Source organism: Bradyrhizobium sp., assembly GCF_035652035.1.
Lineage (GTDB): Bacteria > Pseudomonadota > Alphaproteobacteria > Rhizobiales > Xanthobacteraceae > Bradyrhizobium.
Window position 1 is genome coordinate 22,380 of record NZ_DASREO010000048.1, and the last position, 26,227, is coordinate 48,606.

Consider the following 26,227-nt stretch of genomic DNA (forward strand, 5'->3'; position numbering starts at 1 on the left):
CGATGGCCTACCAGCGAGGCTCCTGGCCCGTGTTTGCGGCAAGCGTCGCGGCCCTGGCAATTCCCCTCATCACGCAGGATGCCTACATCCTTCAGCTCCTCAACATCGCCATTCTCAACGGCATCGTTGTATTGGGCCTCAACTTCGTGACCGGTTGGGCCGGCCAGATCAATTTTGGACAAGCGGCCTTTTACGGACTGGGCGCGTACACCACCGCGATCGCGACCAAATCTGGCCTGCCGTGGATCACGACACCCGTTCTGTCGGCGATCGTTGTGATCGTCGCAAGTCTCGCGCTCGGCCTGCCGACCATGCGACTGCGCACCTACTATCTCGCAATGACCACGATCGGCTTTGGCGAAATCATCCGGCTGGTCATCGTGCATTGGGAGCCGGTCACCGGCGGCACCTCGGGTCTTCGCGCTATTCCCGGCATCAGCTTGTTCGGCTTCGGCCCGGAAGGGCAGGTCCAACATTACTACATTCTCATCGTCGCGCTGGCCTTCGCCGTTCTGATCGCCGCGCGCGTGCGCCATTCGGCGCTGGGCCGGGCGATGATCGCGACCCGCGACAGCGAAATCGCCGCCGAGCAAAGCGGCGTCGATACCACGCGCACCAAGCTGATCGCATTCATGGTCGGTGCGGTCTATGCGGGACTTGCCGGGTGTCTCTACGCGTCTTCGATCCGCTTCATCAGCCCCGACAGCTTCTCCGGCACGCAAGCCATTCTGTTGATGACCATGCTGATCGTCGGCGGCATGGGCTCGATTGCCGGCTGCGTCTTCGGCGCCGTGGCGCTGACGATCCTGCCCGAAGCGCTGCGGTTCATGGGCCAATGGTATCTCGTGCTTTACGGCCTTGGCGTTATCGCAGTGATCGCTCTCGCGCCGGGAGGCCTGGCATCCATCGCAACGCAGCTCCGGACGCGTCGGGCAGGTGTTCGTTGAGTGCGGAACCGATCATCATGGCGCGTGGGGTGACGCGGCGCTTCGGCGGCCTCACAGCGCTCGACAACATCGATCTCGATGTCCCCGCGGGTATCGTACACGCCATCATCGGCCCGAACGGCTCCGGCAAGACGACATTGCTCAACGCGCTAAGCGGGGCTTCGCATGCGGACGCCGGCTCCATCAGGATCGGTACGCACGAAATCTTCCGCCTCAAGCCCCACCGCATCGCGCGGCTGGGCCTCGCGAGAACGTTCCAGAATATCCGGATTTTTGAAAACCTCAGCGTTGTCGAGAACGTGAAGGTGGCGGCTGCGGGCAACAGGCCGGCCTCCTTTATCGATATCCTTCTGTCGAATCCCCGGCATCGGAAAAGCGAAGCCGATATCGACATGGCCGCGCTGGAAGCGCTTGCGACGGTGGGCCTCGCCGATCGCGCCGACGATCGCCCCAGCCAGCTGCCCTACGCGCAGCGGCGCCTTCTCGAAATTGCACGCGCGCTCGCGTCGAAGCCGAACGTTCTTCTGCTCGACGAGCCCGCGGCCGGGATGAACATGACCGAAAGCATGACGCTGCTGGACACGATCGCCAGGCTCAAGAGCCGCGGCATCACGATATTGCTGGTCGAGCACAATGTGCGGCTGGTGATGGGGATCAGCGACCGCGTCACGGTGCTCGACTTCGGCAAGAAGATCGCCGAAGGCGCGCCGTCCGACATTCAGCGCGATCCGCAGGTGATCGAGGCCTATCTCGGCAGGCGGCATCGTCATGCTTAGGGTCGACAACCTGCATGTGTCGTACGGCCATATCGAGGTGCTGAAAGGCATCTCATTCAGTGTCGAGACAAGCGAGATCGTCGCGCTGATCGGCGGCAACGGCGCCGGCAAGACCACAACGCTCTCGACCATCTCCGGGCTGGTTCGCCCAACCTCCGGCACGATTACCTGGAAGGGCGAGCCAATCCAGGACACCGCCGTTGAACACATCGTTGGCTCGGGCCTCGCCCATTGCCCGGAAGGACGGCGGATTTTTCCAGGCCTCACCGTTGAGGAGAACCTGATCACGGGCACTGCGCCGCGAGCACCGAACAAACGCGAGCTCGAGGAAGATCTTGCGCTGGTGTTCGACCTGTTTCCACGCCTGAAGGAGCGGCTCAAGCAAGGCGGCTGGTCGCTGTCTGGCGGGGAGCAGCAGATGCTTGCGATCGGGCGCGCGCTGATGGGGCGCCCCAGCCTCCTGATGCTCGACGAGCCCTCGCTGGGCCTCGCACCGATCGTGATCGAGCAGGTGTTCGATCGCATCGTAGAACTCAACAAGCGCACCGGCCTCGGGGTGCTCCTGGTCGAGCAGAACTCGGCGATGGCGCTCGAGATCGCGAGCCGCGCCTTCGTGCTCGAGACGGGGACGATCACACTCTCCGGACCGTCGGCTGCGCTGGCCGACGATCCGCGCATTCGCGAGGCCTATCTGGGCGGTTAGGCCTTCGGAACGCGCTTGCCGTTGAGAACAACTTCGAACGGAAACAGCCGTTGACGGGCTGTCCGCTTGTTGTTGTAGTTGTCGAGAAATTCGAATGCGCCCTCGCGCAATTCCATGATGGCGACGTCGGCCGGCGCGCCGACATTGAGCGTGCCGCGATCGTCGAAGGCCGGGAAACACCGCGCCGCATTCACGGTCGCAGCCGCGATGATCTGGTTCAGCGGCATGCCGAACATGATGAACTTCGACATCACGTTCGGCAGGTCGACGACGCCGCTGGTCTTCGATTTCGTATTCCAGTCGGTCGAAAATGTGTCCGGCCACAGCCCCTGTTTCGTCGCCTTCTCGACGGTGTCCCAATCGAAGTGATCGGAGACGCCGTTGCCGAAATCGAAAATCACGCCGCGGCGATGCGCGGCCATGACTTCCGGGTGCAAGATCTTGTCGTCGTCGAGAATGCCGTTCTTTCCGGGCGCGTAAACGTGCGTGATGATATCGCCGCGCTTGAGCAGCGCGAGAAGCGACCGCAGCGGCGAATAGTTTTGGCCGATGTGGATCATCACGGGGAGATTGAACGCCGTCGCGACCTCCTGCGCGCGGCGCAGCGCTTCGAGGTCGTTGGCGCCGGCGACGTTGTCCGAGAGGCGCGCCTTGACGCCTATGACAACGTCCCGATTGCGCTCGATAGCGGCTTTGGCCATCGCCACGTTCGCCGCGTTGAGATCATGCAGCTCGCCGCCGGGCGCGATCACGCCGGTGCGCGCGATATTGACAAGGCAGCGGCCGATCTGCGGCGCACCGCGCGCGATCGCCGCCACGTCGTCGATATTGTCTGCGCCTCCGGAGCCGGCGTCGACCCAGCCGGTGACGCCGTCCTGAAGGCACATCGGCGGGCCGTCCTTGCTGCGGCCGGCATGGGTGTGGATGTCGATGAGTCCCGCGGTCACGAGCTTGCCGCGCGCATCGATGGTTTCAGTGGCATCCGCCGCAATACTGGGTTCGATCGCTGCGATCCTGCCGCCTGAGATCGCGATGTCGCGCGTCGCATCGAGGCCCATCGAGGGGTCGATGACACGACCACCCTTGATCACGAGATCATAAGTCGCCGCAAAAGCCTTGGGCATTCCGACCAGAAGCGCCGCCGTAGCGGTGCCGCCCACAAAATGACGCCGGTTCATCATCATGATCGCGCTCCCTTGCCGCTTGAACGTAGCTTATGACTGCTACTGTGTGCACTCACACACCGTAGTGGGTTCGAGACACGCGTTCAATGATCCGCCATTCATGGCGATCGATCTTTGAGAGGTAGCCATGCTGGCCAGGAACTTGCATGCCTGTTCGGCACCGACCCCTTTGCCTCGTTCGTTATTCCACGACACAAGCTCACGTGAGGTGCGACGAACCATCGGCAACCGAAGGGTAGCATTGGAATATCACAACTCGAGCGTGAGTCTGTTTTGCCGGGAGCAGCCGTGATCGGCCCAACACCGGAGACACCCGATGAACAGACTTGCGTTTCATGGAATGACGATTGTCCTCTTATTGATGTCCGGAGCACCCGTGCCAGCCCAGGCAATCGTCCACGAACAACCCACATGTCGACTGCCGCTCGACGCGGCCGGCAAGCCTCCGGCGCCGACGGCGAGCGCACTGCCGCAGGGATGCGAAACCGCGACCCTGCCCTGGTCGGCGCCGGTCGGTCACCGCCAACCGCAAGCGGCCGACGTGACCTCACAAGCGAGGTCTTCGGTCGATCAGGCCGTGAAGGAAGAGAACGCCAGGGTCGACGATGTGATCAAAGGCGTGTGCCGTGGATGTTGAAATGCTGATCAGGGATCGGCCGCACTTACTTCCGCGGCCGGCCCCGCTTGGCAAATACCGGTCCGGGCGCATCCGCCGAGCATCTGAGCAGGCTGGCGCGCTTGAGCGCCTCGTTGCGTTCAGGACCGGGCGGCAGCAGACGCGCGCGCTCCAGCGCATCCGCGGCAAGGATGTCCTGGTCAATCCGGTCTGGCGCCGTTTCTTTCATCGTCGCTTGGCTACGCATCTGCGCAAAAGGCCAGCAAAAAGCCGGCCTCACATAGACTCACAAATGTGCAGAGTTATTCCCCACTTGGCTGATGCTTTTATGACATACCGCCTGCAGGGTTAGATGGTTCGCTTGCAACGTGCTTCAAACATCTTTCACGCGGAGTTTACTAGAGGAGTGGTGCGAATGTTAGAATCGGACCACTGGGACGTCATGACACCGGCCATGTCATGAAGCCTTTGCATTGCCGCAGGAAGCGAGCCGCTTTCCGCTCGCCAGGCGCTGGCTAATTCGCCAGCGTCCCCCATTTCGCAGCCATCTGCTCGGCGCCCCGCTGCGATAGGGCAAAGACCGTGTAGGTCGGATTTGATGCCCCCTCGGTTGGGAAAATGCCCGGGCCCGCAATCCAGAGATTCGGGATTTCATGGCTCTGGCCAAAGCTGTTGACGACCGAATTGGACGCATCCTTGCCCATGATGGTCCCACCCAAGAGGTGGGCCGTCGGGACTCCCCCACGCGATACCCACGCTTCCTTGGCGCCGGCGGCCTTGGCGACCTTCAGGCCGTTGTCCATGTTGGCGTTCCAGAGTGCAACGGCATCCGCCGGGTAGGTATGCGTAAGCTTTCCGAGCGGCATGCCGAACCCATCCTTGTCACTGACCAGTTCGACCCGGTTTTCCATTGTCGGCACCTCTTCGCCGAACGCCTTGATGCCCGTGAGGTTGTGCGCCGCGCGCTTCATGTAGTCGTCGAGCTCGACGCCAAAGAGATCGCCCCGCGCACCAGCAAGATCGGACGTCTTCAAGGCAAAGCCCGCCGTCCAGAATGTGCTGCCGAACGCATCCTTCTGGCTGGTCTTGGGATAGTGCTGATACGACATGTATTGCACGGCAACCGTGCCCATGTGGTTCTGCACGTCCTCGTCGAACAGCGCCCAGGTCGATGCGACCGTATGCGACATCATGAAGTGACCGACGAGCCCTGAGGCGTTTGAAAGGCCCTTCGGGTGCTTGTCGGTCGCCGAGTTCAGGAGCAGCCGAGGATTTTGCGCCGACCATGAGGCGAGGATGACGACGCTCGCTTCCTGAACCTGTTTTTGATGCTTGTCATCGTAATATTCGACGCCGGTCACCCGCGTGCCGGCCTGGTTGGTCAGAACCCGCGTCGCCGTTGAGAACGCGCGCAGCTCTGCACCTAACTTGCGCGCCTCGCCCAGATACGTCGCTTGCGGATTGGCAAGCGCCCCGATAGGGCAACCGACATGACACCAACCGTCATAGATGCAGGCCGGACGTCCCTTGAACTCGACCGAGTTCACGCCGACCGGAGCCGGCACCAGCGGAATGCCCGACGTCTCCATCGCTTTGATCCAGATCTCGCCGTTGCGGAAGGTTTTCATCGGCGGCATCGGATAAGCTTCGCCGGCCGGCCGCCACTTTTCCTCGGCCTTGGCATCGCCGGAGACGCCGATGTCACGCGCGACCTTGTCGTAGAACGGCGCGACGTCTTCGTAGGCGATTGGCCAGTCATTGCCACGGCCATGCTCGCTCTTCATCCGGAAATCGGTCGGCAGCAGCCGCGGAAAATTCGCAAAATAATGCAGCGATGCGCCGCCGGTGCCCCAGCCGGCCTGACCGACGTAGCCCATCGGATTCTTGCCTTCGAGCAGAAATGGCGGACCGGCTGGCTTGATGCGGCGGCCCCATATTTCCGAGCTGATGAGATCGGACAATTCCCAGTCCGGTCCCTGCTCCAGCAGCACGACCTTCTTGCCGGCCTTGGCCATCACGGAAGCGTAGACGGATCCTGATGCACCGGCGCCGACGATGACGACATCGACTTTCTCGTTTGCCATCTCACCACCTCTTTTCCGGTGCAATGTGCGCCATGTAGGGAATGCCGAGCGCCTCGTAGCCCTCCATGGTGCCGTAGACGACATCCACGGCATCGGCCCGCAGCACGGCGTAAGCCAGCGCGGCCGGCCTTCCGTTCCAGTCTTCGATCTTGTTCTGGCGCATGCGCTCGACGAATTCGCGGCTGTCCTTTGCGCTGAGTTGCGCAAACTCCTTGCCGAACGATTTCTTGCTCGCCTCGTCGACGGTTACGATCGTGCTTCGGTAGAAGTCGGCGAATGGCGGGCGGAAGTTGAAGATGCGGGCCTGCAGCAGCGATTCCTGCGGCGGCACCGATAGCTGCTGATCGATGTAATGGGCGATGCCCGCTTCGCGTGCTTTCGGGACCAGCGTTTCGCCGAGCGCCTCCAGCGTTTCGCCCTGGTGACCGTCGAGCAGGCGGAACGGAACGTTCTTCGCCCTCGCCTCGTTCGGTGTCATCAGGATTTCGACGCCGCCAACCGAGAAGGCCAGCGCACCGAGCGTTGCGCCCTTCACAAAACCACGCCGACCAATGTTGCCCATGGTCTTCTCCTCCCGGAGCTATGTTTGTATTATTTTTAACAGGCAGTGGAGCGGCGGTATTACTTGCCAGCTCCGATACCAAGTCAAGAGCGCGTAACGCCGTGGCGAGGCGAATCTGCCATGCGTCCAATGTTCGAGAATTTCACGGAAGGAAAATACGATGGCCCATGATGCACCGCAGGCAACCGGCCCAAGCAAACTCGTCATACGCAACATCGGGCTCATGCTGTCGGGTGCGCTGGAAAGGCCCATTCTCGACGCCGACACGATCGTGGCCGAAAACGGCAAGATCACCGGCATCGGCCGGTCCAAGGATCTCGACACCGCAGGCGCCACCACAATCATCGACGCCAACGGCACGACCATCGCGCCGGGCCTGATCGACAGCCACGTTCATCCCGTTGCCGGCGACTGGACGCCGCGGCAAAATCAAATCGGCTGGATCGACAGCTTTCTCAACGGCGGCGTCACCACCATGATCTCGGCGGGCGAAGTGCACATGCCCGGCCGGCCGCGCGACGTCGTCGGGCTGAAGGCGATGGCGATCTTTGCGCAGCGCGCATTCTGGACGCTTCGTCCCGGCGGCGTGAAGGTTCATGCCGGCGCGCCCGTGATCGAATGCGAAATGGTCGAGGACGACTTCAAGGAGTTGGCCGCGGCCGGCGTCAAGCTGCTCGGCGAAGTCGGGCTTGGCGGCGTCAAGGACGGCCCGACCGCGCGCAAGATGGTCGGATGGGCGCGCAAATATGGCATCCAGAGCACGATCCACACTGGCGGTCCCTCGATCCCCGGCTCCGGCCTGATCGACAAGGATGTCGTTCTCGAAGCGGATACCGATGTCATCGGTCACATCAACGGCGGCCACACGGCCCTGCCCGACGACCAGATCCGCTGCATCTGCGAGGGCTGCAAGCGAGGGCTCGAGCTCGTGCACAACGGCAACGAGCGCTCGGCGCTGTTCACGCTGCGCACCGCGCGCGAGATGAACGAGCTCGGCCGCGTCATCCTCGGCACCGATGCGCCGGCCGGCTCCGGCGTGCAGCCGCTCGGCATTTTGCGCATGGTCTCGATGCTGTCATCGCTCGGCGAGGTACCGGCCGAAATCGCCTTCTGCTTTGCGACCGGCAACACGGCGCGGATGCGCGCGCTCGATTGCGGGCTGATCGAGGTCGGCCGAGCGGCAGACTTTGTCATCATGGACAAGGCACAGCACTCGCCCGGCAAGACGCTGCTCGACAGCGTCCGCCTCGGCGATCTGCCCGGCATCGGCATGACCATTATCGATGGCATCGTCCGCACCCAGCGCAGCCGCAACACGCCGCCTGCGACCAAACTGCCGGAGATTGTCAGCGGGCATTGACAAGTTCGTCATCGCGAGCACAGCGAAGCGAACGATCCAGGGGGGAGAACGCGATGAAGCGGCGCGAATTGCTGATCGGTGTCCTGGGCGTGGCGCTGGCAAGTGCGACAGCTGATGCGGTTCGCGCCGCCGATAGCTCGACCTCCGGCGCCTATGCAGAACTGCCCGGCGTGAAACTGTGGTTCACGGACACGGGCGGCGCGGGTGTGCCGATCGTCCTGCTCCATGCCAACACCGGCACCAGTGATGCCTGGGCAAACCAGGTCGAGAGCTTTTCACTGGCCGGATACCGCGTCATCGCATTCGACCGCCGCGGCTGGGGCAAAAGCATCGCCGATCCCTCAACCGGGCCACAGCCGGGAAGCATTGCCGGCGACCTCGATGCGCTTGCCGACCATCTCAAGCTCGACAGGTTTCATCTGGTGGGGGTTGCCGGCGGCGGGTTTGCCGCGCTGGACTTTGCGGCGTGGCATCCGGAAAGAGTGCGAAGCCTTGTGATCGGGGCCAGCACCGGACAAGTGACCGACAAGGAAATCGCCGATTTCATCGCGCGCATCGAGGTCCCGGACTTGCGGAAACAGCCGGCGGTCTATCGCGAGATCGGGCCATCCTATCGCGGCGCCAATCCTGACGGCACGAGGCGCTGGATCGAGATCGAGGAGTATGCGCGCCAGCCGGGCGCACCTGCACAGCCGCTGCGCACGCCCAACACGCTTGCAAAGATCGAAACGATCTCGGCGCCGGCCCTTGTCATGGCCGCGGATGCCGATCTGCTTGCGCCTCCGGCGCTGATGCGTATCTGGGCTTCTCATCTGAGAAACCATGAATGGGTGCTCATGCCCGATTCCGGACACGCGATCGCATGGGAGCAGCCGAACACGTTCAACAAGAAGGTTCTCGAATTCGTCAAGCGGTATTGAGCGCAATCGGGCTCGCCCCAGACGACATGGCGGACGCAGGCGCTTCTCGCTAAGCTGAGACTATGCCCCGAGAAGAGTGGCGGCTTGCGGAGGAGACGATGAAAATTCTAGGTGTCATGGCGGCGGTCGCAGGATTGGCGCTGCCGCTGCAAGCGGCGCAAGCCGCCGAGGTCAAGGTTCTGGCGTCAACGGCGGTGAAGACGACGCTCGAAGCGCTCGCGCCGCAATTCGAGAAAGCGACCGGCAACAAGGTCGATCTGACCTTCGCGCCGGCTTCGGTCCTGAAAGAGAAGATCGAGCAAGGCACCGCATTCGACGTCGCCATCCTGACGACACCAATCGTCGACGGACTTGCGGGAACAGGCAAGATCGATGCGGCGCGCACGACGATCGCCCATTCCGGCATCGGGGTTGCGATCAAGAAGGGCGCACTGAGGCCTGATATCAGCACCAAGGACGCTTTCACGCAGGCGCTGCTCAAGGCGAATTCCGTCGGCTTCACGGCGGGAGGCGCGACCGGCGGCTATCTCAAGACCTTGTTCGAGAAACTCGGTATTGCCGAACAGCTCAAACCCAAACTCAAGCTGTTGCAGGGCGGCGTCGGCGAGGCTGTCACGAATGGCGAAATCGAAATCGGCATGACCCAGATCAGCGAGATCCTGCCGCACGCCGGCGCAGAACTTGCCGGGCCGCTGCCGTCCGATCTTCAGTCATGGACCTCGTTCTCGGCCGGCACCTCGGTCGCCAGCAAGGAAGCCGATGCTGCGACGGCTTTCATCAAAGCGCTCACCGGGCCTGACGCGCAGGCAGTGATCAAGGCGAAGGGCATGGAGCCGGGCTGATCGCGCGTGGCAACCTCCGACAGCCGGCCCCTCACCGCGACAGGCCCCAATTGCCGAAGGTCACACCCGGCTTCATCGCCGTCTTGTCGCCTTCCTCCTTGAACGCGAAAGTGACGCCGGCCCGGATTTCGTTGATGGCACGGCCATTCTCGATCGCATAGCGGTACGCGGCGTCTAACGAGAGATCCTTGTCGACCTGCCAGATCGCACCCAGCAGCACCGAGCGGGTTTCGGACTCGTTCCAGACCTTGTCGTAGAAGGTCTCAAACACGGGGCGCACTTTCCAGTCGCGCGGCCCCTCGAGAATGACATCGAGAAAGACCTCGGCCTGGTGGTCGCGGGTGAGATTGGTTTCGACGTTGAAGTGCGCCGTGCCCCAGTCCCAGCGCTGCGACACGATGCCGGCCCAGCTGAATCCCACGCCGGGGTCGGCGTTGATTCCAGGCAGCAGCGGTCCGAATTCGGTCGCGATGCTGACGCCTGACTGCCCCTGCAAGACGCCGGGCTGGATGACATATTTGAGGAATGCGCCCGTGGCCGCCACGCTGGGCATGTTGTTTCCCAGGATTCCGCCGCCGGTGATCGGCGATTGCACTTCGGTCTGCAGCACCGCCTCCCAGCGATCGGCAAAGCCGTAGTTGTAAACGACAAACGGCGCGATCGCGCTCGATTGCGAGCCGATCCGCTCATAACCGAATGGCTGCAGCTCGACTTCGGTCTCATTGACATCGGCCACCGCCGCATCGGTGCCGTCGAAGGGACGATAGGCCGAAGCGGGCTGCGCATAAAGACCGAGCATCAACGCGGCGACGCTCACCGCGGCCAGATAACGTCTGCCTTGGCGCGCCCTTCTCATTTCGACATCCGCCAGGGTGAGCGATCCGGCCAGGACTCGAGCGCCGTCTTTGCCCATTCGATCGATTTATCCGTGTGGCATTCGTTACACGCGTTCGGAATTTTCAGCGTTTCGGTTTCGCCTGGAGTGACGAAGTGGAAGGTATGACTTCGAACTTTCTGGTCCGAGATCGTCTCTTCGATCTTTGGCATGTGACAGGCGATGCATTCGTTGCCCGGGCTGCCCGCCTTGTGATGGGTATGCGCTTCCACGCTTGGCGCATGAGGCCCTGCCTGCGTGTTCGGACCATGGCAATCCAGGCAAAGCGCGTTGCCGCTCTTGCGCACCATGGCGACGTTGTCGGTGCCATGCGGATCGTGACACGAGAAGCAGGTGACGCCGCGGGCATACATCAGGCTCTGGATGAAATCGTTGCCCTGCATGCGGTTCTTGTGCGCCGTGCCGTCGGCAAAATGCATGAAGTTGGTTTCGCCGAGCTTGTGTTCCTCGAGATTCCAGTAGTCTTTCAGATTCTTGGTGACGTCGTAACCCACCGGCCAATCGTAATATTTGCCCTCGATCGGGTTGCCTTTCGGCTGTCCCTGGGAGTGACACTGGATGCAGGTGTCGCTGGCGTGGACATAATCGAACCGCCCCGGATTTTCGATGGTCTCGCGAACCGGTTTCTTGACGTGGGCTTCGCCCGGGCCGTGACACCGCTCGCAGCCGACATTCCATTCGGTCACGGTCTTGGCCTTGATGTCGTAGTTCACGGAATGGCAGCCGTCGCAGAGCGGTCCGGTCGGGCGCTGGAAATTATCCGGCGGGTAAAGCACAGCCCACCAGTCAGCTCCGTTGGGCACGAAATACTTGCGCCACATCTTGTGCGCGACGTCCCATTGCACCGGAAGCGGGAAGTAATCGTCGCCGACCTTCTTGAAGTAGCGCTGTTTCCAGCGGCTGCCGTAAACGAGGGACACGTCGTCGATGGTGAAGTTGTAGACCGGGTTGGGCTGTGAGATGTCGGGCGTGATGGCGTCGGGATGTTCGCGGGGATCGCGCACGACGTTGGCCATGCGGGTCTTGATCCAGCGCGCATAGACCTCTTCGTGACATCCCTTGCAGGCTTTCGATCCCACATAGTGGCCGTGATCCGGCGGGCTTGCCTCGGCTGCGTTTGCTGCCGGGATCAACGAAGCCACTTGCGGCAGGTGGCGAATGTAACTCACAAGCTGCCAGATCTGGCGGTCAGGCAGATTCCAGGCGGGCATGCCGGTGTTACGAATGCCGTTTCGGATATGGTAGAAGAGCTCGCCGTCGGACGTCGCCTGAATGGCGAAGGAGCGAAGCGCCGGCGGCCGCGGATACTGGCCCGAGCCGATCGTCGTTTTGCCGCCGCCGTCATAGGCGTGGCAAGTCTCGCACTTGTCCCGGTAAAGCTCCCTGCCTGCCGCGATATTCGCAGCATCGTCCTTCAGCGGATTAAGTGCGTCCTTGGCCTCATCCGGGACGCTCTGGTGCAGCAGCCAGGTGGCGATCGCGACCTCGGCGGTCGGCGGCTCCTGATGTGCGACCGACAGTCCCGGAACAAAAGCCGCGTAGAGCGAACCCGCGAGTGCAACGATTGCGACAACGACGCTCACGGCCCAGATCAGAGCCCTGCTTCGTCGCGGATTGTTGGAGGATTCTGGCTGGCTAGTAGACATGCTGCGCCCTTGGTGAACTGGACGCGATTCTTGGGCATGGCGCCTCGCGGGGAGACCGCTTTCCCCGTACAGCAAATTGAAGATTTTGCGCTTGAAATGTCAACCAGATGAACCCAGCACGTTCCGCATGACGAAGTTCCAGAGTCGAGGGTGAGCCTTTTCGGTCACATGCCTTCCGGCCGCGTAACCGACTTGTGATCGAGCTGAGTTCTAATGAACCATCACCCAGTCTGGTTGCAGGATCGGATAAGCGACAAGCCCGATGACGGCCGTCGCGCCGATTAGCAGGGGATTGTTGACTTTCCAACGGAACAGGATGGCCAGCGAGACGATCCCGATCAGCGCCGTCAGCCAGTCGCCGATTGCGATCTTGCCCAGCAGGAAACAGGCGCCAAGGATGGTCCCGATGGCCGCGGCGTAGGCGCCTTTGACGAAGCCCTGGACATTAGCGTTGCCGCGGTGGCGCGCCAGCAGCGGCGCGGCGATCAGGATGAACAGGAACGACGGTAGAAAGATTCCGACCGTCGATACCAGCGAGCCCCAGAATCCTGCAACGAGATAGCCGACAAAGGTCGCGGTGATCACCACCGGCCCCGGGCTGATCATGCCCACAGCAACCGCGATGAGAAATTGCCGCTCATCGAGCCAGCCGTATTGTTGAACGAGCCCTTGCTCGAGGAACGGCACAATTACAAGCCCGCTGCCGAAGGTCAGGGAGCCAGCCTTGAGGAAGAACAGCAGAAGTTTGCTGAGCGTCGACGTGGTCGCAACCGGCGCGATCGGGGCCGTCGTCGCCGGCACGAGGGCCACGATCGGCAAGGCCACCGGTGTTCGCTTGAACACGTTGCCGTAATAGAGAATGCCGACGATCCCGGCCCCGATGAATAGAACTGCGACTTCGGCCTGCAGGATAACCGTGACAGCAACACAAACCGCCGCGATGGCCCATTGCAGCCAGTCCTCCATCCCGAGCTTGGCCAGCCGATAACAGGAATGCAGAATCAACGCGATGACTGCGGGGCTGACGCCATAAAAGATCGCCGTCACTGGTTGGAGATCGCCGAGATAGACGTAGAGCGCGCCGAGCGCAGCGACGATGATAAAATTCGGCAAGATGAACGACCATCCACCGGCCCACGCGCCCCAGAAGCCGCCGCGCAGGTAGGAGATGTAGATCCCGACCTGGATGGCGAGCGGTCCCGGCAACGACTGGCAGATCGCGATCGCCTCGCGCATCTGCTCCTTCGTCAGCCATTTCTTGCCGTCGACCAGCTCGCGCTCCATCTGACCAACCAACGCGACCGGTCCGCCGAAGCCAAGACAGCCGAGCCGCAGGAAGTAGCGCACCAGTTCGGTTATTCGGCCGCGCTCGACTGTCGCCATCTTCTGCCCCCGCCTGACGTGATCAGCTCTTCGTGCTTGCCGTCTTGTCGATCGCCGCGCGCAGGCCCTTGGCGAGCTTGATCGCGTCATCGTTTGCCCAGAAGTGCATGAAGAATAGCCGCGGTTCCTCGCCAATCATATGGCTGTGCAACGCGGTTACCTCGATGCCATGGGTCCGCAGCGCCATGATCACCGGATTGACCTCTTCGCCGGTCATGACGAAGTCGCCTGTGATCGCGGCCTTGCCGCCGCCGGTCGGCTGGAAGTTGATGCCGGTCGCAACTCCCATCGGACCGGATGGCGTCAGCGATACGCCGCCTTCGGTGACGGCGTCGCGCCGGGCGACGGTGAATTGATAAAGGCCGCCATTCGCCTTGCCCTTGACGCCCATGATCTCGTCGAGTTGGGCCGTGTCAAGATCGACGGCTGGAGCAGGCGCGGACGACGCGGCGACGCTCAGCGGAGTTTTGCTCTCGGCGAGCGCATCGCGGATGGCTGACGCCAGCTTGACCGGATCGCCGTGGCCGCTGACATGCATGTAGAACGGCGCGGGATTGGCGCGTAGCAGGTGATTGTGCACGGCGGTGATCTCAAAGCCATTTGCGATCAGCTTCGCCATGACCGGATTGATTTCTGTCTCCAGCAACACCAGATCGCCCATCGCCATGACGCCGCCATGGGCCGGCTTGAATGCGACCCATCCGCCGAGCGCAAAGCCCGGCTTGATCGCGACGCCGTCTACCGTCACCGAAAGATCGGAACGCGGAAAGCCGTAGCGGTGCACGTCGCCTGAAACCGCTGCTGTTCGGCCGAGCGTCTCATCGACCTTCGCCCAGTCGATCTCCTGGGCCTGCGCCGGCGATATGAAAGTCTCTGCGATCTTCCATTCGACTGGTTTCGCAGCAAAGGCGGCAGAAAATGCCATGAGAACGAAAGCGGTCGTCCAGATTTTGTTACGCATGATTGCGTCCTTTCTCCTGGTCTCTTCGCCCCGCTTTGTGCTTTTGCGGTATGTCCCCCCTACGGCTTCACCTTGTTCGTTGGCCAGTTGTGCGTTTCCTTCGCGGCGTCCCGGCACCAGCGGTAGAACGCGTCGTAGATCAGCATGCCGGCGTTCAACTGTTCCAGGTCGTCGTCATACATGCGCGACAGGCCGAGCGAGGCAGCGAGCAGACCCGGTGCTTCCGGAGAAAGATCGAGCCGCGCTGTATCGGCGGCCCGCACCATGGTGGCGAGCCGCTCCAATGGCGGCGTCGACAGGCCGAGCTCCTGCACCATGACGTCGAAGGTGCAGAGCTCGCCGCGATGGCTCCAGAACACATTCTCGATATCGAACGGCGTGCCCCCAAAATGCTCGGCGACGGCGGTGACCTCAGCGGGGGCGACGAACAGGAACACGGCGCTCGGATCGACGAAACGATGGATCAGCCAGGGACAGGCGATGCGATCGATCTTCGGCCGTGACCGCGTGACCCAGACCGTGCGGCCGCGGCCGTCGCGCTTCGGAAGCTTGTCGGCAGGAACGGTCGGCAGGGCTGCCTCTCTCCAGCCTGAGTAGCCGCCTTCGAGCGTTTCGGCCGCAATCCCGTGATGCCGCAGCGCCGCCGCCGTGCCTTCGGCCAGCTTTTCACCTTTGAAGCAGATCACGATAACGGACTGACCGGCGAGGCCGGGTGCCCAATCCGTGATGTTGCGGTGCGAACGGCGTGTCGCACCCGGAATCAGTCTCGGGTCCACCGCGAAATCTTCGTCGGTGCGCACGTCGATCAGCGTCGGCGCTTTTGCCGTGCCGATCAGGCGGGACAATTTGTCGGATGAGATCGAGGTATATGATGATGACATGCTGCGTCCTTTGGCATGAGAACCGGACGCGATTCTTGGGCATGTCGCCTTGAGGGGAGATCGCTATCCCCTGTTGTTCGGGTAGATCAGATTCCGGGAACTGTCAACGATGAGAAAGTTGACAATGCTTGGAACAAAAGCGCCCCGAGCATCCGCTGATTATATTTGCCACGCGACCTGCCGGCGTTCGGGAGACGCGTCGGTCGGGAGCGGTTTGCCGCCGCGAGAGCGTTGAACCTTGTCTTGTAACCTCTACCCAAGGAGACGCGGTATGGGTGCAACCTCACCACATCAGTCGGCGCGTGCGGCCACGAGCGGCAGCCAGCAGCGCACGATTGTCCTTCCCTGCTCCCGCAACAGATCGAGTTTTCCATCCAGCGCGCGGCTGCGATCGGACATCCCGGTCAGTCCCCGCCCCAGGTGGACGTTCTCGGCAAAGCCGATGCCATCATCCGAGACCTCGATGGTCACCGCGTGATCGGACATCTTTGCTGCGACGTTCAGTGCGCTCGCCTGGGCGTGCTTGATCACATTCGTCACCGCTTCCTGCACGACGCGGTAAATGGTTTGCGACAACAGGTGGTCGAGAGAATCTAGACGCGGATCGAGCCGCGAGGACGCCATCACCGATGGCAACGCGGCGTGAGCGTTCTGCAACAGCGTCTGGATGCTCTTCTCGAGGCCCAGCTCCTCGAGATAAAGCGGACTCAAGCCTTCCAGGATGCGGCGGCTCGCATGCTGCACCGCCTCTGCTGCTTCAAGCAACCGGTTCGCCGGCGCCTCGGGATCGACAGAGGACTCCGAAAGCGCAATGGCGTTGGCGCGGATGGCAAACAGCAGCGGGCCGAGTTCGTCATGCAGTTCATTTGCGAGCACCCGGCGCTCGTCGTCTTCCAGCGAGACGATCTTGCGCAACATGCTCCGGTTGTCCTGGGCCAGCTGCTTGAGCTTTCGCGCCAGCTGATTGGCCTCCTCGCAGCTCTTGCGGATTTCGGGAGGTCCCAGCAGCGGAATCGTGCTGTCGTAATCGCCTTGCCGCATCCGCGCGAGACCGGCGCCGAGTTGCGTCAGCGGCCGCAGCGCCAGACTCGTCGTCAAATAGCCGCTGATCGCCGCCAGCACGAGCAACGCCGATCCCGACAGCACGATCGCCAAAAAGCCGAGCCACTTCTCATTGAGATCGGGCGTAAGATCGGGGACGAACAGGATATCGCCGATGTGGCGTTCTCCGATCATGACCGGATGGGCGGTCGCGATGTTGGGTATTCGCAAAAGCCCGACAAACCAGCCGGGAACGCCATCGGTACTGAGCCGGATTCCCGGCTTGCTCACGGAAGTGTCAGCTTTGCGGTAACGAATTGCATCTCCCGTGCCGATGCCTTCAGCGAAGCCATCGAGAGTTGGCTCGGGATTTGCAGCCACTTCGAGTGCCGCATTGAGACCTTTCGTCACAGTGCGCACTAATGCCGCGGCATCGTCACTTTCAGACTCAAATTGGCCGGGCGAAAATATCTGCAGTGCAAAGATACCGAACAGCCCGGAGGCTGCGATCAATCCGATCGTCGGAAGGAAAAGCCGGAATCGGAGAGGAAGCCGTTTCCACATAGAAACAATCCCAGTTATCTAGAGAGATTCTATTCCGTCGAATTTCGATCCGCGGTTATATCCGCGCAAAAATAGCCAAACTCGATGCCCGACAGTCACAAACTAGCAACGAAGGTATTGATCGTCGACGATCACCCGGTGGTGGTGTCGGGCTGCAGGTCGCTGTTTGCCTCCGACTCCTCCGTGAGCATCGAGGGCGCCGGAAACGCCAAGGCCGGCTATCAGGCCTTCGTGCACGACAAGCCCGACGTTACGGTGATCGATATCAAGCTGCCGGACGTCTCCGGCTTCGAATTGATGCGGCAAATCCGCAAAGAAGATCCGGACGCGAGGATCATCATGTTCAGCATGAACGACGATCCCGCCTTTGTGATGCGCGCAGTCGAAATGGGTGCGCAAGGCTATCTATCGAAATCGGACGATCCGCGGCTTTTCGTCAAGGCGGTTTTCAAGGTGGCAGCTGGAGAAAACTACATTTCGCCGCATCTGGCGGAGGCTGTCACTTTTTCGTCGGCCGCAGTCAAGGCCAACCCGACCAACAAGATGACGGCGCGTGAGTTGGAAATTCTGACGCTGCTGCGGCGAGGCGACAAGATCGCCGAAATCGCCGATGCGCTCGGCATCTCCTACAAGACGGTTGCCAACACGACGTCGCTGCTCAAGCAAAAGCTCGGTGCGAAAGGTCACTCCGACCTCATCCGCATCGCGGTCGAGATGAACCTGAGTTGAAATCGAACACATCGCGCTTTGCAGACGTCGCGATTGTTTTCGAGATTACTGGTGAAATTCGCGTCTGGCGCGGTGAACGAGCGACCAATCTCGTCTGCCGATTATTCCCGGAACTCGGTCGGAAAATCCCGAATCAGCGCAATTGCGCGACCGCGCAATTTCCACTTCTTCCCTCAATTGGTATACAATATTCCTAAATTGTTCATAAGTGTGACGTTTGCGACACAATATTTCCGCATTGCGACAAAATCGTACAATCGTTGCTAACAGTTTGGGCAAGATTACTTTTTTGTGATCCCGATCGCACCCTCATCTCGCAATTGCGAGGATTTGGCCGTGCCCCCGCCACATTGACGGTATCGAGCGACCGAGCGAGGCTCCTTAACTATTTTTTATTGAGGGGCTGAACGATGAGAAAGCGCGTTCTGGGGGCAAGCATACTCGCAGCAGGCTTTGTGTTCCACGCACTGCCTGCATCCGCTGATGACAGACTCGACGAGGTGCTGAAGCGGCTCGACAAGATCGAAAAAAGAGACGCAGCGCTCGCCAACGAAAATGCGGCGTTGAGAAAACAACTCAACAAGCGTGATGAAGCTGCAACCAGAAACGCGGCTCCCGCCAAGCCCGGCGTTTCGCCGGCCGTCGGCACGGTCCTCGCAACGCGCACACCGACTCCGGCGCCCGCCCTCGTCGCGCCCGAGATCGACGCACAAGGTCACGGCTTCCTCGAGCACAAGAAGGGCAACCCCCTCACCTTCTACACGCCGGGCGGCGAGATCACCGGTTACGGCAACATCGACGTGTCGGTCGACGACACCACGAAAGCCTGGGGCGGAAACATCAACACCAATCCTGCTTTCACCGGAGGGAGCGAGACTTTCCCGACCGGGAATTTCGGCTGGATGCCGGCGGTCTCGAGCAACAACTCCTATCTCGGCGTGCGGGGCTTCCAGCGCCTGCCGACTCTTCCATTCAACTTCGTCTACCAGATGGAGCTGGGCTTCTCCGTTTCGAGCCAGCCGGGCCTAAGGCAGAGCAACAGCCAGATCAGCGACAACATGAACGGCGCGCTGTTCAACCGCAACACCTATATCGGTTTTGCCAATCCCGAGTGGGGCGCGGTCAAGATCGGTAAGACGTCCACGCCCTATGCGCGGTCGACCGGCGGCTTCAACCCGTTCGCTGGCGAAATCGGCAGCATGAATGTCATCATGGGCAACACCGGTGGTGACAACCGCGTCGAATTCGATACCCGCATGAATAATTCGATCTGGTATGAGTCTCCGACGGTCGGCGGCTTCCAATTCAACGCCCTGTTCTCGGTTGGACAGAATCGCTCGACGATCAGCGACAACATCGCCGCAGGCCAAACCGATTGTACCGGCGGCAACGATCCGACCAGCGGTGGATTGTTCCCGAATGGCTGTAACGATGGCTCGTTCGGCAACGCCGTCAGTGCGGATTTGAGCTACACCAACGGCCCGTTCTACGCGACCGTTGCTTACGAGCGGCACTTCAACGTCAACCGGCAGAGCGATATCTCCGGCATTTACGCGGCTGGAAACGCCGGTCTCACGACCTCCCAGCTCACCAATACGGCTACCAATGCCACCAATGGTTGCCCAATCGGGGGCTCGGTCACGACCATACTTGGCACTGCCACATGTTTCGCCAATACCACGCAGCTCGCCGCCTTCAACGCCGACGTCGCGGACGAAGACGCCTTCAAGGTCGGCGCGCTCTACACCTTCCCGACCAAGACCACGGTTGGCGGCATCTTCGAAATGATGCATCGCTACGCGAACCCGCTCATAGACTGGCAGAATGAGCGCACGAAAAACGACTTCTGGCTGTTCTTCACCCAGGAATTGACCCCGAACGACAGCTTCAGCGGCGGTTGGGCGCATGCGTTCCACGCCCTCGGCGATCCAGGACAGCACAATACTCCGTTGTCTTCCACGGTCACGATTCCCGGCACGGGCGGCGCCCCCGCCCCTGACAACTCCAACCAGGCGGACATGCTCACGGCGAACTACAAGCACAAGTTCGGATCGAACCTGACCTGGTACACCGCTGTGGCGGCAACCATCAACGGACCGAGCGCTCACTATGACCTCGGTGCCGGCGGACACGGCGTCACCACCGACTGTCACTCCGCCTTTGGCGCGTCGGGCGGGCTGGTTTCGCAGCCGCATTGCTGGGTCGGCCCGACACTCGCCGGTGTCTCCACCGGCCTGCAGTGGAGGTTCTAATGTCTCGGCAAAATCAGAACCTCACCCACACACAGGCGTCAGCAGACCTTCGAGAGATGACCATGAAAAAGCACATCCTGATCGGCGCGTTTGCCGCCTTGCTTCTCGCTCCGAGCGCGACCTTCGCGGCTGACCTGCCGGTAAAGGCAGCACCGCCGCCGGTCGAGATCTACAACTGGACCGGATTCTATATTGGCGCCTCGGCAGGCGGTTCGTTCGGGTTCAGTGACCACGTCGATCGAGCCTCCGGTCTCAGCAACACCTCGGGCTATAACGTCAAGGGCGGTCTCGTTGGTGGCACGCTCGGTTACAACTGGCAGGTCTCAAACTTTGTGGTTGGTTTTGAGGGTGACGCCTCCTGGGCCTCAGAGCGTGGCACCATGCCCGATGTCGGGGCGAACGCGCTGGCCCTCAACCTCGTCGACCTTGGAACTGGCCAATCCCAGTTCGCGAGCTTTACCCACGAGACGTGGCTGGCGACCGCGCGCGGGCGCGCTGGCTATGCCGTCAACAACCTGTTGTTCTACGGAACGGGCGGCTATGCCACGGCAGGCGTCACACAGGGCATCTATGACAACTCGCATAACCTGCTCGTTTCGTCTTCATCCACCCGCAGCGGCTGGACCGCCGGTGGCGGTTTGGAATGGGGATTTGCGCCGAACTGGTCGGCGAAGTTCGAGTGGCTCTACATGAAGTTTAACACGGTTGCCCTCAACACGGCTTTCGCCGAAGGGCCGCGTAACGTGCCGTTCGACGACAACGTGGTCCGCTTCGGCGTCAATTACCGCTTCGGCGGACCGGTGGTCGCGAAATATTGAGCGCCAGCTAACTCAATCGAAAAAGCCCCGGCATCAACCGGGGCTTTTTTATGCCTCCTGATAGGGGCTCTCGCACCTGAAAGAAAAAGCTCCGGCCAAGGCCGGAGCTCCTTTACGTAGCGCGTCTGGCGAAAGTGGTGTCTGTCCGCCCCCGTTCTTATCGCAGCGTGTTGTAGGCGCCGGGGTTGGAGACGGTGTTGTCTGGATAGCGGCCATCGCCATAGAGCCCGCCAAATCCCGACGGATAATGGCTGTAGCCTTGGCTATAGCCCCAGCGCAGCGCATTCTCGATCGGCAGGTTCGGCTCGTAAGCGACCACAGGCGGCGGCGCGGCGCGGAGGTGCCGCTTGTAGTAATGCACGTCGGTGGTTTGCGCGTGGACCGTCGCCGTACCCATCACCAGCGCCAGTACCGCAGTCCCCGTGAGCCCGAATTTAACCATCATGTTCTCCTGCTCAACTGATCCGCAAGCATGCCCGGTGTTGATCTCGCATGCGTTCCGCGGACGAGGTTAACGCGCCACCCAACTGGTAGCGCGTCGCTGGTAACAAACATATACATTTCGATGGCTGTCTAAAACCCTCATGCTGTCTAAAATAGCCTTTAGCCAGGCCTTGGTCGGCATCCTGCGATGCCGCTGGGCCATGTTCGAAGACATGAGCAGGCGGCAGAGGTGGTCTTGATCGGAGGAACAAGGAAGATGCGAACGTTAGCCGCGGCAGTTTTGTGGATCGCTTTGGGCGGCGGCTGGGCGGCGGCGCAGAATGCGGCGACGCCGAACCAAGCCGGCAATCCCCCCTTCGTCGGGCAGGATGTCCACGTTGTCGCCGACAAGTTTGGGCCACCGACCGGCCGCAAGAAGATGGACAACGATGAGATGCTCTATGTGTGGGAACTTGGTCCGGTTGATCCAACCGCCAAGAGGCGGCGGACCACCGAAGGTTACGGAGGTCGCTATGAGGACGGGGAGACCCCCGGGTACATGACGGACGATCCCCGCATCTGCAAACTCACAGTCATTGCTTCGCCCGAGGGAATTGTCACCCAGGTCAGCGCCGAGGACGAAAACGGCACAGGTGCCCCCAAGAGGTCGTATGGCATCCTCGGGAGTGTCTGCGCTGATCGGGGATTGGGGCGATAGCGCGCCCAAGGCCTCGCAATATTGCGGTCACCGCAACTTGCTCAGGAGCTCCACAAACAGCTCGCGCTCGCGCACATCGAGGGGCGCCAGCGTTTCCCGCGAAATCGCGAAGGCGTTCGCCGCCACCTTCTCCGCCAGTTGCTGGCCCGCGCGCGTCAGGCTGACGCGTAGACGCCGGCCGTCCTCGGGATCGGGCGAGGTCTCGGTCAAGCCGCGCGCCGTGAGGCGATCGATCACGCCCTTGATGGTCGCGACATCCATCGCGGTCAGGCGGCCCAACCGGTTCTGCGAGCATGGCCCGGTCTCGGCGAGCTTGGCGAGCGCCGCCCATTGCGTCGGCGTCAGATCGGCGCCGATATCGCGGGCGAAGATCACGGCGTGACGCTGCGACACCTGGCGCAGGATGAAGCCGATCTGTTCGTCGAGCACATAAGGCAGCCGCTGCGGCTTCACGCTCCGTTTTGGCGAAACAACCCTGTTCATTGCCCTCGCCCCCTACAGCGCCAGATGCGCGTCGCGGATATCCGGACGCGCATCGAGTTCGGTCATGGTGCCGGAAAAGCAGATGCGGCCGCGCTCGATGATGTAGGCGCGGTCCGATATCAGCCGCGCAAAATGCAAATTCTGCTCGGACACCAGCAGGCTGACCCCCGCCTTTTTCATCGCGATGATCGCCTCGACCATCTGCTCCACGATCTTCGGCGACAGACCTTCCGAAGGCTCGTCGAGCAGCACCAGCGACGGGTTTCCCATCAAGGTGCGCGCAATGGTGAGCATCTGCTGCTCGCCGCCGCTCATGCGCCCGCCCGGCCGATTGCGCATTTCCGCGAGATTCGGAAACAGCTCGAACAGTCGCTCGCGCGTCCATTGCGGCGCATTGGCGCGCGCCGGCTGACGGCCGACTTCGAGGTTTTCCTCGACCGTCAGATCGGTGAAGATACGCCGCTCCTCCGGCACATAGCCGAGCCCGCCGCGCACGATCGCGTGCGTCGGCAGGCTCGATATGTCGCGGTCTTCGAACTGGATCCGGCCGCTGCGCTGCGCGACCAGGCCGACGATCGAGCGAAAGGTCGTGGATTTTCCCGCGCCGTTGCGCCCCAGCAAGGCGACCGCCTCGCCGTCGGCGACATCAAGCGCAACATCGAACAGGATGTGCGCGGGGCCGTAATGGCTGTTGAGATTTTCGATCGCGAGCTTCACGGCGACACTCCCTCGCGATGACGCGCATCATAGACGAGGCCCTCGCCCAGATAGATAGAGCGCACTTGCCGGTTGCGCCGCACGTCTTCCGGTGTCCCCTCTGCGATCAGGCTGCCGCGATTGAGCACCAGGATACGATCGGCATGTTCGAACACGACGTCCATGTCGTGCTCGGTGAAGAGAACGCCGATCGACTTCTCTTTTGCGATCTGCGCGGTGAGCCGCATCAGCTCGATGCGCTCGCGCGGCGCCATGCCGGCCGTCGGCTCGTCCATCAGAAGCAGCTTTGGCTCGTTGGCGAGGGCGATGGCAAGTTCCAGCCGCTTGAGATCGCCGTAAGCGAGTTCGCCGCAGGCGCGCATTGCAAACCCGCCCATGCCGACGAGATCGAGCAGGCGATCCGCCTGCTCCCGCGCGTAGCACGGCATTGACGTCGTAAGATTGAACAGCTTTCGATGGTGCGAGGACAGCGCGACCTGGACATTCTCGCGCACGGTCATGGTCGGGAATGTCGCAGTGATCTGGAAGGTGCGCCCGACACCCAGTCGCCAGACCTCGCGCGGTTTCATGCCGGTGGTGTCCCGCGCGAGCACATGCACCGACCCTGCGTCGGGCGCGGTCTGGCCGTTGAGCATGTTGAAGCAGGTCGACTTGCCTGCGCCGTTCGGGCCGATCAAAGCGAGAATCTCGCCTGACTGAAGCGCGAACGACACGCCGCGCACCGCGTGCACGCCGCCATAGGATTTGCTCAATCCCTCGACCGACAGCAATGGTTGACCTGTGCTCATTCGGCGGTCTCGATTTTCGAGGCGAGCACCGCGGCTTTGATCGAAGATGGCCGGCGATGCCAGATCGCTTCCACCGTGCCGACGATGCCCTTGGGGAAAGCGACGACGATCAGGACGATGAAGCTACCCAGCACGAGCTTCGACCACTCGGTCTGGCTGACCAGCCAGATCGAGAGCGCCTTGTAGACGATGGCGCCGACGATCGCCCCCGACACCGTCTCGACGCCGCCGAGCAGCACCATGACCAGCGCATCGACCGAAAGCGGGATGCCCAGCACATCAGGAAAGACGCTGCCCTTGAGGTAAGCGAACAGCGCGCCGCCTATTCCGGCGGCGGTGCCAGCGATGACGAAGGCGGTCCACTGGATGCGCTTGCCGTTGATGCCGATGGCTTCACTGCGCAGCGGGGAATCTCTGTTGGCCCGCAACGCAAAGCCGAAGGGGGAGAACGTTATCACGCGCAGAGCAGCCACAACGAGCGCGGCCACGCCAAGCGACAGCCAGTAGAAACGCGATGAACTTCCTGCCCAGCTCTCCGGCCAAATGCTGAGAATGCCATTGTCGCCGCCGGTCAATTCGACCCACTGGAAGGCGATCGACCAGACGATCTGCGCAAAGGCGAGCGTCAGCATTGCGAAATAGACGCCGGACAATTGAACGGCGAAGAAGCCGAACACGGCTGCGCCAAGCAAGCCGAGCAACGGCCCGAGCGCAAGCGCCGCGATCATCGGGAGCCCCGCGAGCTTGGCGACGAACGCCACACCATAGGCGCCAAGGCCGAAATAGGCCGCGTGTCCGAACGAGGCGAGCCCGCCCACCGACATCAGGAAGTGCAGGCTGGCGGCGAAGATGACGAAGATCGCAATCTCGGCGCCGACGGTGAGCGCGTAGTTGCCGGCAACGAACGGCAGCGATGAGGCGAACAAGAGCGCGATCGCGGCGGCGATGCGTTCGTTCGTCGTCAGCGGACGCCAGGGATTGACCGACAGACCCGGCGTGCGGCGAACTGGGGCTTCGGCCTTGCCGAGCAGGCCCCAGGGCCGCACGATCAAGACTACCGCCATTACCAGAAAAACCAGGATGATGGAGATCTTCGGAAAAATCAGAATGCCGAATGCATTCAACTCGGAGACCAGCACCGCCGCGATGAAAGCACCCGTGATGCTGCCGAGGCCGCCGATCACCACGACGACGAACACCTCGACAATGACGCGAAGGTCCATGGCGTGGTTGACGGCATCGCGCGGGATTTGCAAGGCGCCTGCGAGCGCCGCCAGGAATACGCCGAGCGCAAACACCGAGGTGAAAAGCCATTTCTGGTTGACGCCGAGCGCCGCCACCATATCGCGGTCCTGCGTCGCGGCACGCACCAGCACGCCCCAGCGGGTGCGCTGAAACACGAGCCACAAGAGACCAAGTACCACCGGCCCCAGCACGATCATGAACAGGTCGTAGCTTGGAATCCGCTGGCCGAAGAAATCGAGCGCGCCTTTCAGGCCCGGCGCGCGCGGGCCGACCAGATCGTTCGGTCCCCAGGTGAGCACGACGAGGTCCTCGACCATCAAGGTCAGACCGAAGGTCGCGAGCAACTGGAACAGTTCGGGCGCGTGGTAGATCCGCCGCAGCAACAGCATTTCGACGACGACGCCGATCGCGGCGACGATCAATGCGGCAAGGAGGATACTGCTCCAGAATCCGAGCGGCCCGGAAAGGTGTGCGGTCAGCGTGAACGCCACATAGGCACCGAGCATGTAGAAGGCGCCATGGGCGAAATTGACGATCCGCGTCACGCCGAAGATGATCGACAGGCCTGAGGCGACCAGGAACAGCGAGGACGCGCTGGCAAGTCCGGTCAGGAACTGAACGATGTAAAAGGCCATGGGCGGGTTAGCGCTGGTCTCAATTCGAGGGCCTCATCCTTCGAGACGGCGCGT

26 protein-coding genes are annotated in these 26,227 nt (G+C 61.8%); 11 read left to right on the top strand and 15 right to left on the bottom strand.

Annotated elements, in window-relative coordinates; all coding sequences use genetic code 11:
* Positions 1-2: 2 nt before the first annotated feature.
* The 3 genes from VFB05_RS13830 to VFB05_RS13840 are packed head-to-tail and all read left to right on the top strand — an operon-like array spanning position 3 to position 2,426.
* Entirely contained in the window at positions 3-947 is a 945-nt protein-coding gene (locus VFB05_RS13830) for a branched-chain amino acid ABC transporter permease (protein ID WP_325013274.1), read from the top strand.
* Entirely contained in the window at positions 944-1,723 is a 780-nt protein-coding gene (locus VFB05_RS13835; protein ID WP_325013276.1) for an ABC transporter ATP-binding protein, read from the top strand. The genes VFB05_RS13830 and VFB05_RS13835 overlap by 4 nt, the downstream gene beginning before the upstream one ends.
* On the top strand, positions 1,716-2,426 hold the full coding sequence (locus VFB05_RS13840; RefSeq protein ID WP_325013278.1) for an ABC transporter ATP-binding protein: 711 nt from the start codon (positions 1,716-1,718) through the stop codon (positions 2,424-2,426). The genes VFB05_RS13835 and VFB05_RS13840 overlap by 8 nt, the downstream gene beginning before the upstream one ends.
* Here VFB05_RS13840 and VFB05_RS13845 read toward each other — a convergent pair.
* Positions 2,423-3,610: an amidohydrolase/deacetylase family metallohydrolase gene (locus tag VFB05_RS13845; protein ID WP_325013280.1), complete on the bottom strand. Its 1,188-nt coding sequence runs from the start codon at positions 3,608-3,610 to the stop codon at positions 2,423-2,425. The two genes, VFB05_RS13840 and VFB05_RS13845, sit on opposite strands and share 4 nt — an antisense overlap.
* 376 nt (positions 3,611-3,986) lie before the next feature.
* Here VFB05_RS13845 and VFB05_RS13850 point away from each other — a divergent pair, with 376 nt between their 5' ends.
* Positions 3,987-4,247 carry a hypothetical protein gene (locus VFB05_RS13850; protein ID WP_325013282.1) on the top strand — a complete coding sequence of 87 codons (261 nt, stop codon included), beginning with the start codon at positions 3,987-3,989 and terminating at the stop codon, positions 4,245-4,247.
* 25 nt (positions 4,248-4,272) lie between these two features.
* Here the strand turns inward: VFB05_RS13850 and VFB05_RS13855 are convergent, their stop codons facing one another.
* From VFB05_RS13855 to VFB05_RS13865, 3 genes are all read right to left on the bottom strand, one after another.
* On the bottom strand, positions 4,273-4,455 hold the full coding sequence (locus VFB05_RS13855) for a hypothetical protein (protein WP_325013284.1): 183 nt from the start codon (positions 4,453-4,455) through the stop codon (positions 4,273-4,275).
* 286 nt (positions 4,456-4,741) lie between these two features.
* Complete coding sequence (locus tag VFB05_RS13860; protein WP_325013286.1) at positions 4,742-6,310, bottom strand: GMC family oxidoreductase; 1,569 nt, start codon at positions 6,308-6,310, stop codon at positions 4,742-4,744.
* Between the two features lies 1 nt (position 6,311).
* Positions 6,312-6,872, bottom strand: coding sequence for a gluconate 2-dehydrogenase subunit 3 family protein (locus VFB05_RS13865; RefSeq protein ID WP_325013287.1), 561 nt, complete (start codon positions 6,870-6,872; stop codon positions 6,312-6,314).
* Positions 6,873-7,032: 160 nt separating this feature from the next.
* Between VFB05_RS13865 and VFB05_RS13870 the strand changes: the two genes are divergently transcribed.
* The 3 genes from VFB05_RS13870 (at position 7,033) to VFB05_RS13880 (ending at position 9,994) form a co-directional block, all read left to right on the top strand.
* Positions 7,033-8,232 (top strand): amidohydrolase family protein, encoded by a 1,200-nt coding sequence (locus tag VFB05_RS13870; protein ID WP_325013288.1) that lies wholly within the window; start codon positions 7,033-7,035, stop codon positions 8,230-8,232.
* Positions 8,233-8,285: 53 nt separating this feature from the next.
* Positions 8,286-9,152 carry an alpha/beta hydrolase gene (locus tag VFB05_RS13875; RefSeq protein WP_325013289.1) on the top strand — a complete coding sequence of 289 codons (867 nt, stop codon included), beginning with the start codon at positions 8,286-8,288 and terminating at the stop codon, positions 9,150-9,152.
* A 98-nt stretch (positions 9,153-9,250) separates the two neighbouring features.
* Positions 9,251-9,994, top strand: coding sequence for a substrate-binding domain-containing protein (locus VFB05_RS13880; protein ID WP_325013290.1), 744 nt, complete (start codon positions 9,251-9,253; stop codon positions 9,992-9,994).
* A gap of 31 nt (positions 9,995-10,025) precedes the next feature.
* Here the strand turns inward: VFB05_RS13880 and VFB05_RS13885 are convergent, their stop codons facing one another.
* The 6 genes from VFB05_RS13885 to VFB05_RS13910 form a co-directional block, all read right to left on the bottom strand.
* Entirely contained in the window at positions 10,026-10,850 is an 825-nt protein-coding gene (locus tag VFB05_RS13885; protein WP_325013291.1) for a hypothetical protein, read from the bottom strand.
* Positions 10,847-12,472 (bottom strand): c-type cytochrome, encoded by a 1,626-nt coding sequence (locus VFB05_RS13890; protein ID WP_325013292.1) that lies wholly within the window; start codon positions 12,470-12,472, stop codon positions 10,847-10,849. The genes VFB05_RS13885 and VFB05_RS13890 overlap by 4 nt, the downstream gene beginning before the upstream one ends.
* A gap of 273 nt (positions 12,473-12,745) precedes the next feature.
* Positions 12,746-13,918: a chromate efflux transporter gene (gene chrA / locus VFB05_RS13895; protein ID WP_325013293.1), complete on the bottom strand. Its 1,173-nt coding sequence runs from the start codon at positions 13,916-13,918 to the stop codon at positions 12,746-12,748.
* 22 nt (positions 13,919-13,940) lie between these two features.
* Positions 13,941-14,843 (bottom strand): DUF1259 domain-containing protein, encoded by a 903-nt coding sequence (locus tag VFB05_RS13900; RefSeq protein ID WP_325013344.1) that lies wholly within the window; start codon positions 14,841-14,843, stop codon positions 13,941-13,943.
* A gap of 95 nt (positions 14,844-14,938) precedes the next feature.
* On the bottom strand, positions 14,939-15,760 hold the full coding sequence (locus tag VFB05_RS13905; protein ID WP_325013294.1) for a sulfurtransferase/chromate resistance protein: 822 nt from the start codon (positions 15,758-15,760) through the stop codon (positions 14,939-14,941).
* 291 nt (positions 15,761-16,051) lie between these two features.
* On the bottom strand, positions 16,052-17,092 hold the full coding sequence (locus tag VFB05_RS13910; protein ID WP_325013295.1) for an ATP-binding protein: 1,041 nt from the start codon (positions 17,090-17,092) through the stop codon (positions 16,052-16,054).
* A 357-nt stretch (positions 17,093-17,449) separates the two neighbouring features.
* On the opposite strand from VFB05_RS13910, the gene VFB05_RS13915 reads away from it, so the two are divergent.
* The 3 genes from VFB05_RS13915 (at position 17,450) to VFB05_RS13925 (ending at position 21,164) form a co-directional block, all read left to right on the top strand.
* Positions 17,450-18,094, top strand: coding sequence for a response regulator transcription factor (locus tag VFB05_RS13915; RefSeq protein WP_325013296.1), 645 nt, complete (start codon positions 17,450-17,452; stop codon positions 18,092-18,094).
* 410 nt (positions 18,095-18,504) lie between these two features.
* Positions 18,505-20,346 carry a porin gene (locus VFB05_RS13920; protein ID WP_325013297.1) on the top strand — a complete coding sequence of 614 codons (1,842 nt, stop codon included), beginning with the start codon at positions 18,505-18,507 and terminating at the stop codon, positions 20,344-20,346.
* A 62-nt stretch (positions 20,347-20,408) separates the two neighbouring features.
* Complete coding sequence (locus tag VFB05_RS13925) at positions 20,409-21,164, top strand: outer membrane protein (RefSeq protein ID WP_325013298.1); 756 nt, start codon at positions 20,409-20,411, stop codon at positions 21,162-21,164.
* Between the two features lie 157 nt (positions 21,165-21,321).
* Here the strand turns inward: VFB05_RS13925 and VFB05_RS13930 are convergent, their stop codons facing one another.
* Entirely contained in the window at positions 21,322-21,609 is a 288-nt protein-coding gene (locus VFB05_RS13930; protein ID WP_325013299.1) for a hypothetical protein, read from the bottom strand.
* Positions 21,610-21,864: 255 nt separating this feature from the next.
* Between VFB05_RS13930 and VFB05_RS13935 the strand changes: the two genes are divergently transcribed.
* Positions 21,865-22,305, top strand: a complete 441-nt coding sequence (locus VFB05_RS13935; protein ID WP_325013300.1) for a hypothetical protein — start codon at positions 21,865-21,867, stop codon at positions 22,303-22,305.
* 27 nt (positions 22,306-22,332) lie between these two features.
* Here the strand turns inward: VFB05_RS13935 and VFB05_RS13940 are convergent, their stop codons facing one another.
* The 4 genes from VFB05_RS13940 to VFB05_RS13955 are packed head-to-tail and all read right to left on the bottom strand — an operon-like array spanning position 22,333 to position 26,173.
* Positions 22,333-22,788 (bottom strand): MarR family winged helix-turn-helix transcriptional regulator, encoded by a 456-nt coding sequence (locus VFB05_RS13940; RefSeq protein WP_325013301.1) that lies wholly within the window; start codon positions 22,786-22,788, stop codon positions 22,333-22,335.
* A 12-nt stretch (positions 22,789-22,800) separates the two neighbouring features.
* Entirely contained in the window at positions 22,801-23,505 is a 705-nt protein-coding gene (locus VFB05_RS13945; RefSeq protein WP_325013302.1) for an ABC transporter ATP-binding protein, read from the bottom strand.
* A complete protein-coding gene (locus VFB05_RS13950; RefSeq protein ID WP_325013303.1) occupies positions 23,502-24,293 on the bottom strand; it encodes an ABC transporter ATP-binding protein in 792 nt (263 codons plus the stop codon). The genes VFB05_RS13945 and VFB05_RS13950 overlap by 4 nt, the downstream gene beginning before the upstream one ends.
* The gene (locus VFB05_RS13955; protein ID WP_325013304.1) at positions 24,290-26,173 is read right to left on the bottom strand and encodes an ABC transporter permease; all 1,884 of its coding nucleotides are present in this window, start codon (positions 26,171-26,173) and stop codon (positions 24,290-24,292) included. Before VFB05_RS13955 ends, VFB05_RS13950 begins: the two co-directional genes overlap by 4 nt.
* Positions 26,174-26,227 lie beyond the last annotated feature (54 nt).

Coding starts and splice junctions, on each gene's coding strand:
- VFB05_RS13830 (WP_325013274.1), top strand. CDS start 3: ATGGCCTACCAGCGAGGCTCCTGGCCCGTGTTTGCGGCAAGCGTCGCG.
- VFB05_RS13840 (WP_325013278.1), top strand. CDS start 1,716: ATGCTTAGGGTCGACAACCTGCATGTGTCGTACGGCCATATCGAGGTG.
- VFB05_RS13845 (WP_325013280.1), bottom strand. CDS start 3,610: ATGATGATGAACCGGCGTCATTTTGTGGGCGGCACCGCTACGGCGGCG.
- VFB05_RS13855 (WP_325013284.1), bottom strand. CDS start 4,455: ATGAAAGAAACGGCGCCAGACCGGATTGACCAGGACATCCTTGCCGCG.
- VFB05_RS13860 (WP_325013286.1), bottom strand. CDS start 6,310: ATGGCAAACGAGAAAGTCGATGTCGTCATCGTCGGCGCCGGTGCATCA.
- VFB05_RS13865 (WP_325013287.1), bottom strand. CDS start 6,872: ATGGGCAACATTGGTCGGCGTGGTTTTGTGAAGGGCGCAACGCTCGGT.
- VFB05_RS13870 (WP_325013288.1), top strand. CDS start 7,033: ATGGCCCATGATGCACCGCAGGCAACCGGCCCAAGCAAACTCGTCATA.
- VFB05_RS13875 (WP_325013289.1), top strand. CDS start 8,286: ATGAAGCGGCGCGAATTGCTGATCGGTGTCCTGGGCGTGGCGCTGGCA.
- VFB05_RS13880 (WP_325013290.1), top strand. CDS start 9,251: ATGAAAATTCTAGGTGTCATGGCGGCGGTCGCAGGATTGGCGCTGCCG.
- VFB05_RS13885 (WP_325013291.1), bottom strand. CDS start 10,850: ATGAGAAGGGCGCGCCAAGGCAGACGTTATCTGGCCGCGGTGAGCGTC.
- chrA (WP_325013293.1), bottom strand. CDS start 13,918: ATGGCGACAGTCGAGCGCGGCCGAATAACCGAACTGGTGCGCTACTTC.
- VFB05_RS13900 (WP_325013344.1), bottom strand. CDS start 14,843: ATGGCATTTTCTGCCGCCTTTGCTGCGAAACCAGTCGAATGGAAGATC.
- VFB05_RS13905 (WP_325013294.1), bottom strand. CDS start 15,760: ATGTCATCATCATATACCTCGATCTCATCCGACAAATTGTCCCGCCTG.
- VFB05_RS13915 (WP_325013296.1), top strand. CDS start 17,450: ATGCCCGACAGTCACAAACTAGCAACGAAGGTATTGATCGTCGACGAT.
- VFB05_RS13920 (WP_325013297.1), top strand. CDS start 18,505: ATGAGAAAGCGCGTTCTGGGGGCAAGCATACTCGCAGCAGGCTTTGTG.
- VFB05_RS13925 (WP_325013298.1), top strand. CDS start 20,409: ATGAAAAAGCACATCCTGATCGGCGCGTTTGCCGCCTTGCTTCTCGCT.
- VFB05_RS13930 (WP_325013299.1), bottom strand. CDS start 21,609: ATGATGGTTAAATTCGGGCTCACGGGGACTGCGGTACTGGCGCTGGTG.
- VFB05_RS13935 (WP_325013300.1), top strand. CDS start 21,865: ATGCGAACGTTAGCCGCGGCAGTTTTGTGGATCGCTTTGGGCGGCGGC.
- VFB05_RS13940 (WP_325013301.1), bottom strand. CDS start 22,788: ATGAACAGGGTTGTTTCGCCAAAACGGAGCGTGAAGCCGCAGCGGCTG.
- VFB05_RS13950 (WP_325013303.1), bottom strand. CDS start 24,293: ATGAGCACAGGTCAACCATTGCTGTCGGTCGAGGGATTGAGCAAATCC.
- VFB05_RS13955 (WP_325013304.1), bottom strand. CDS start 26,173: ATGGCCTTTTACATCGTTCAGTTCCTGACCGGACTTGCCAGCGCGTCC.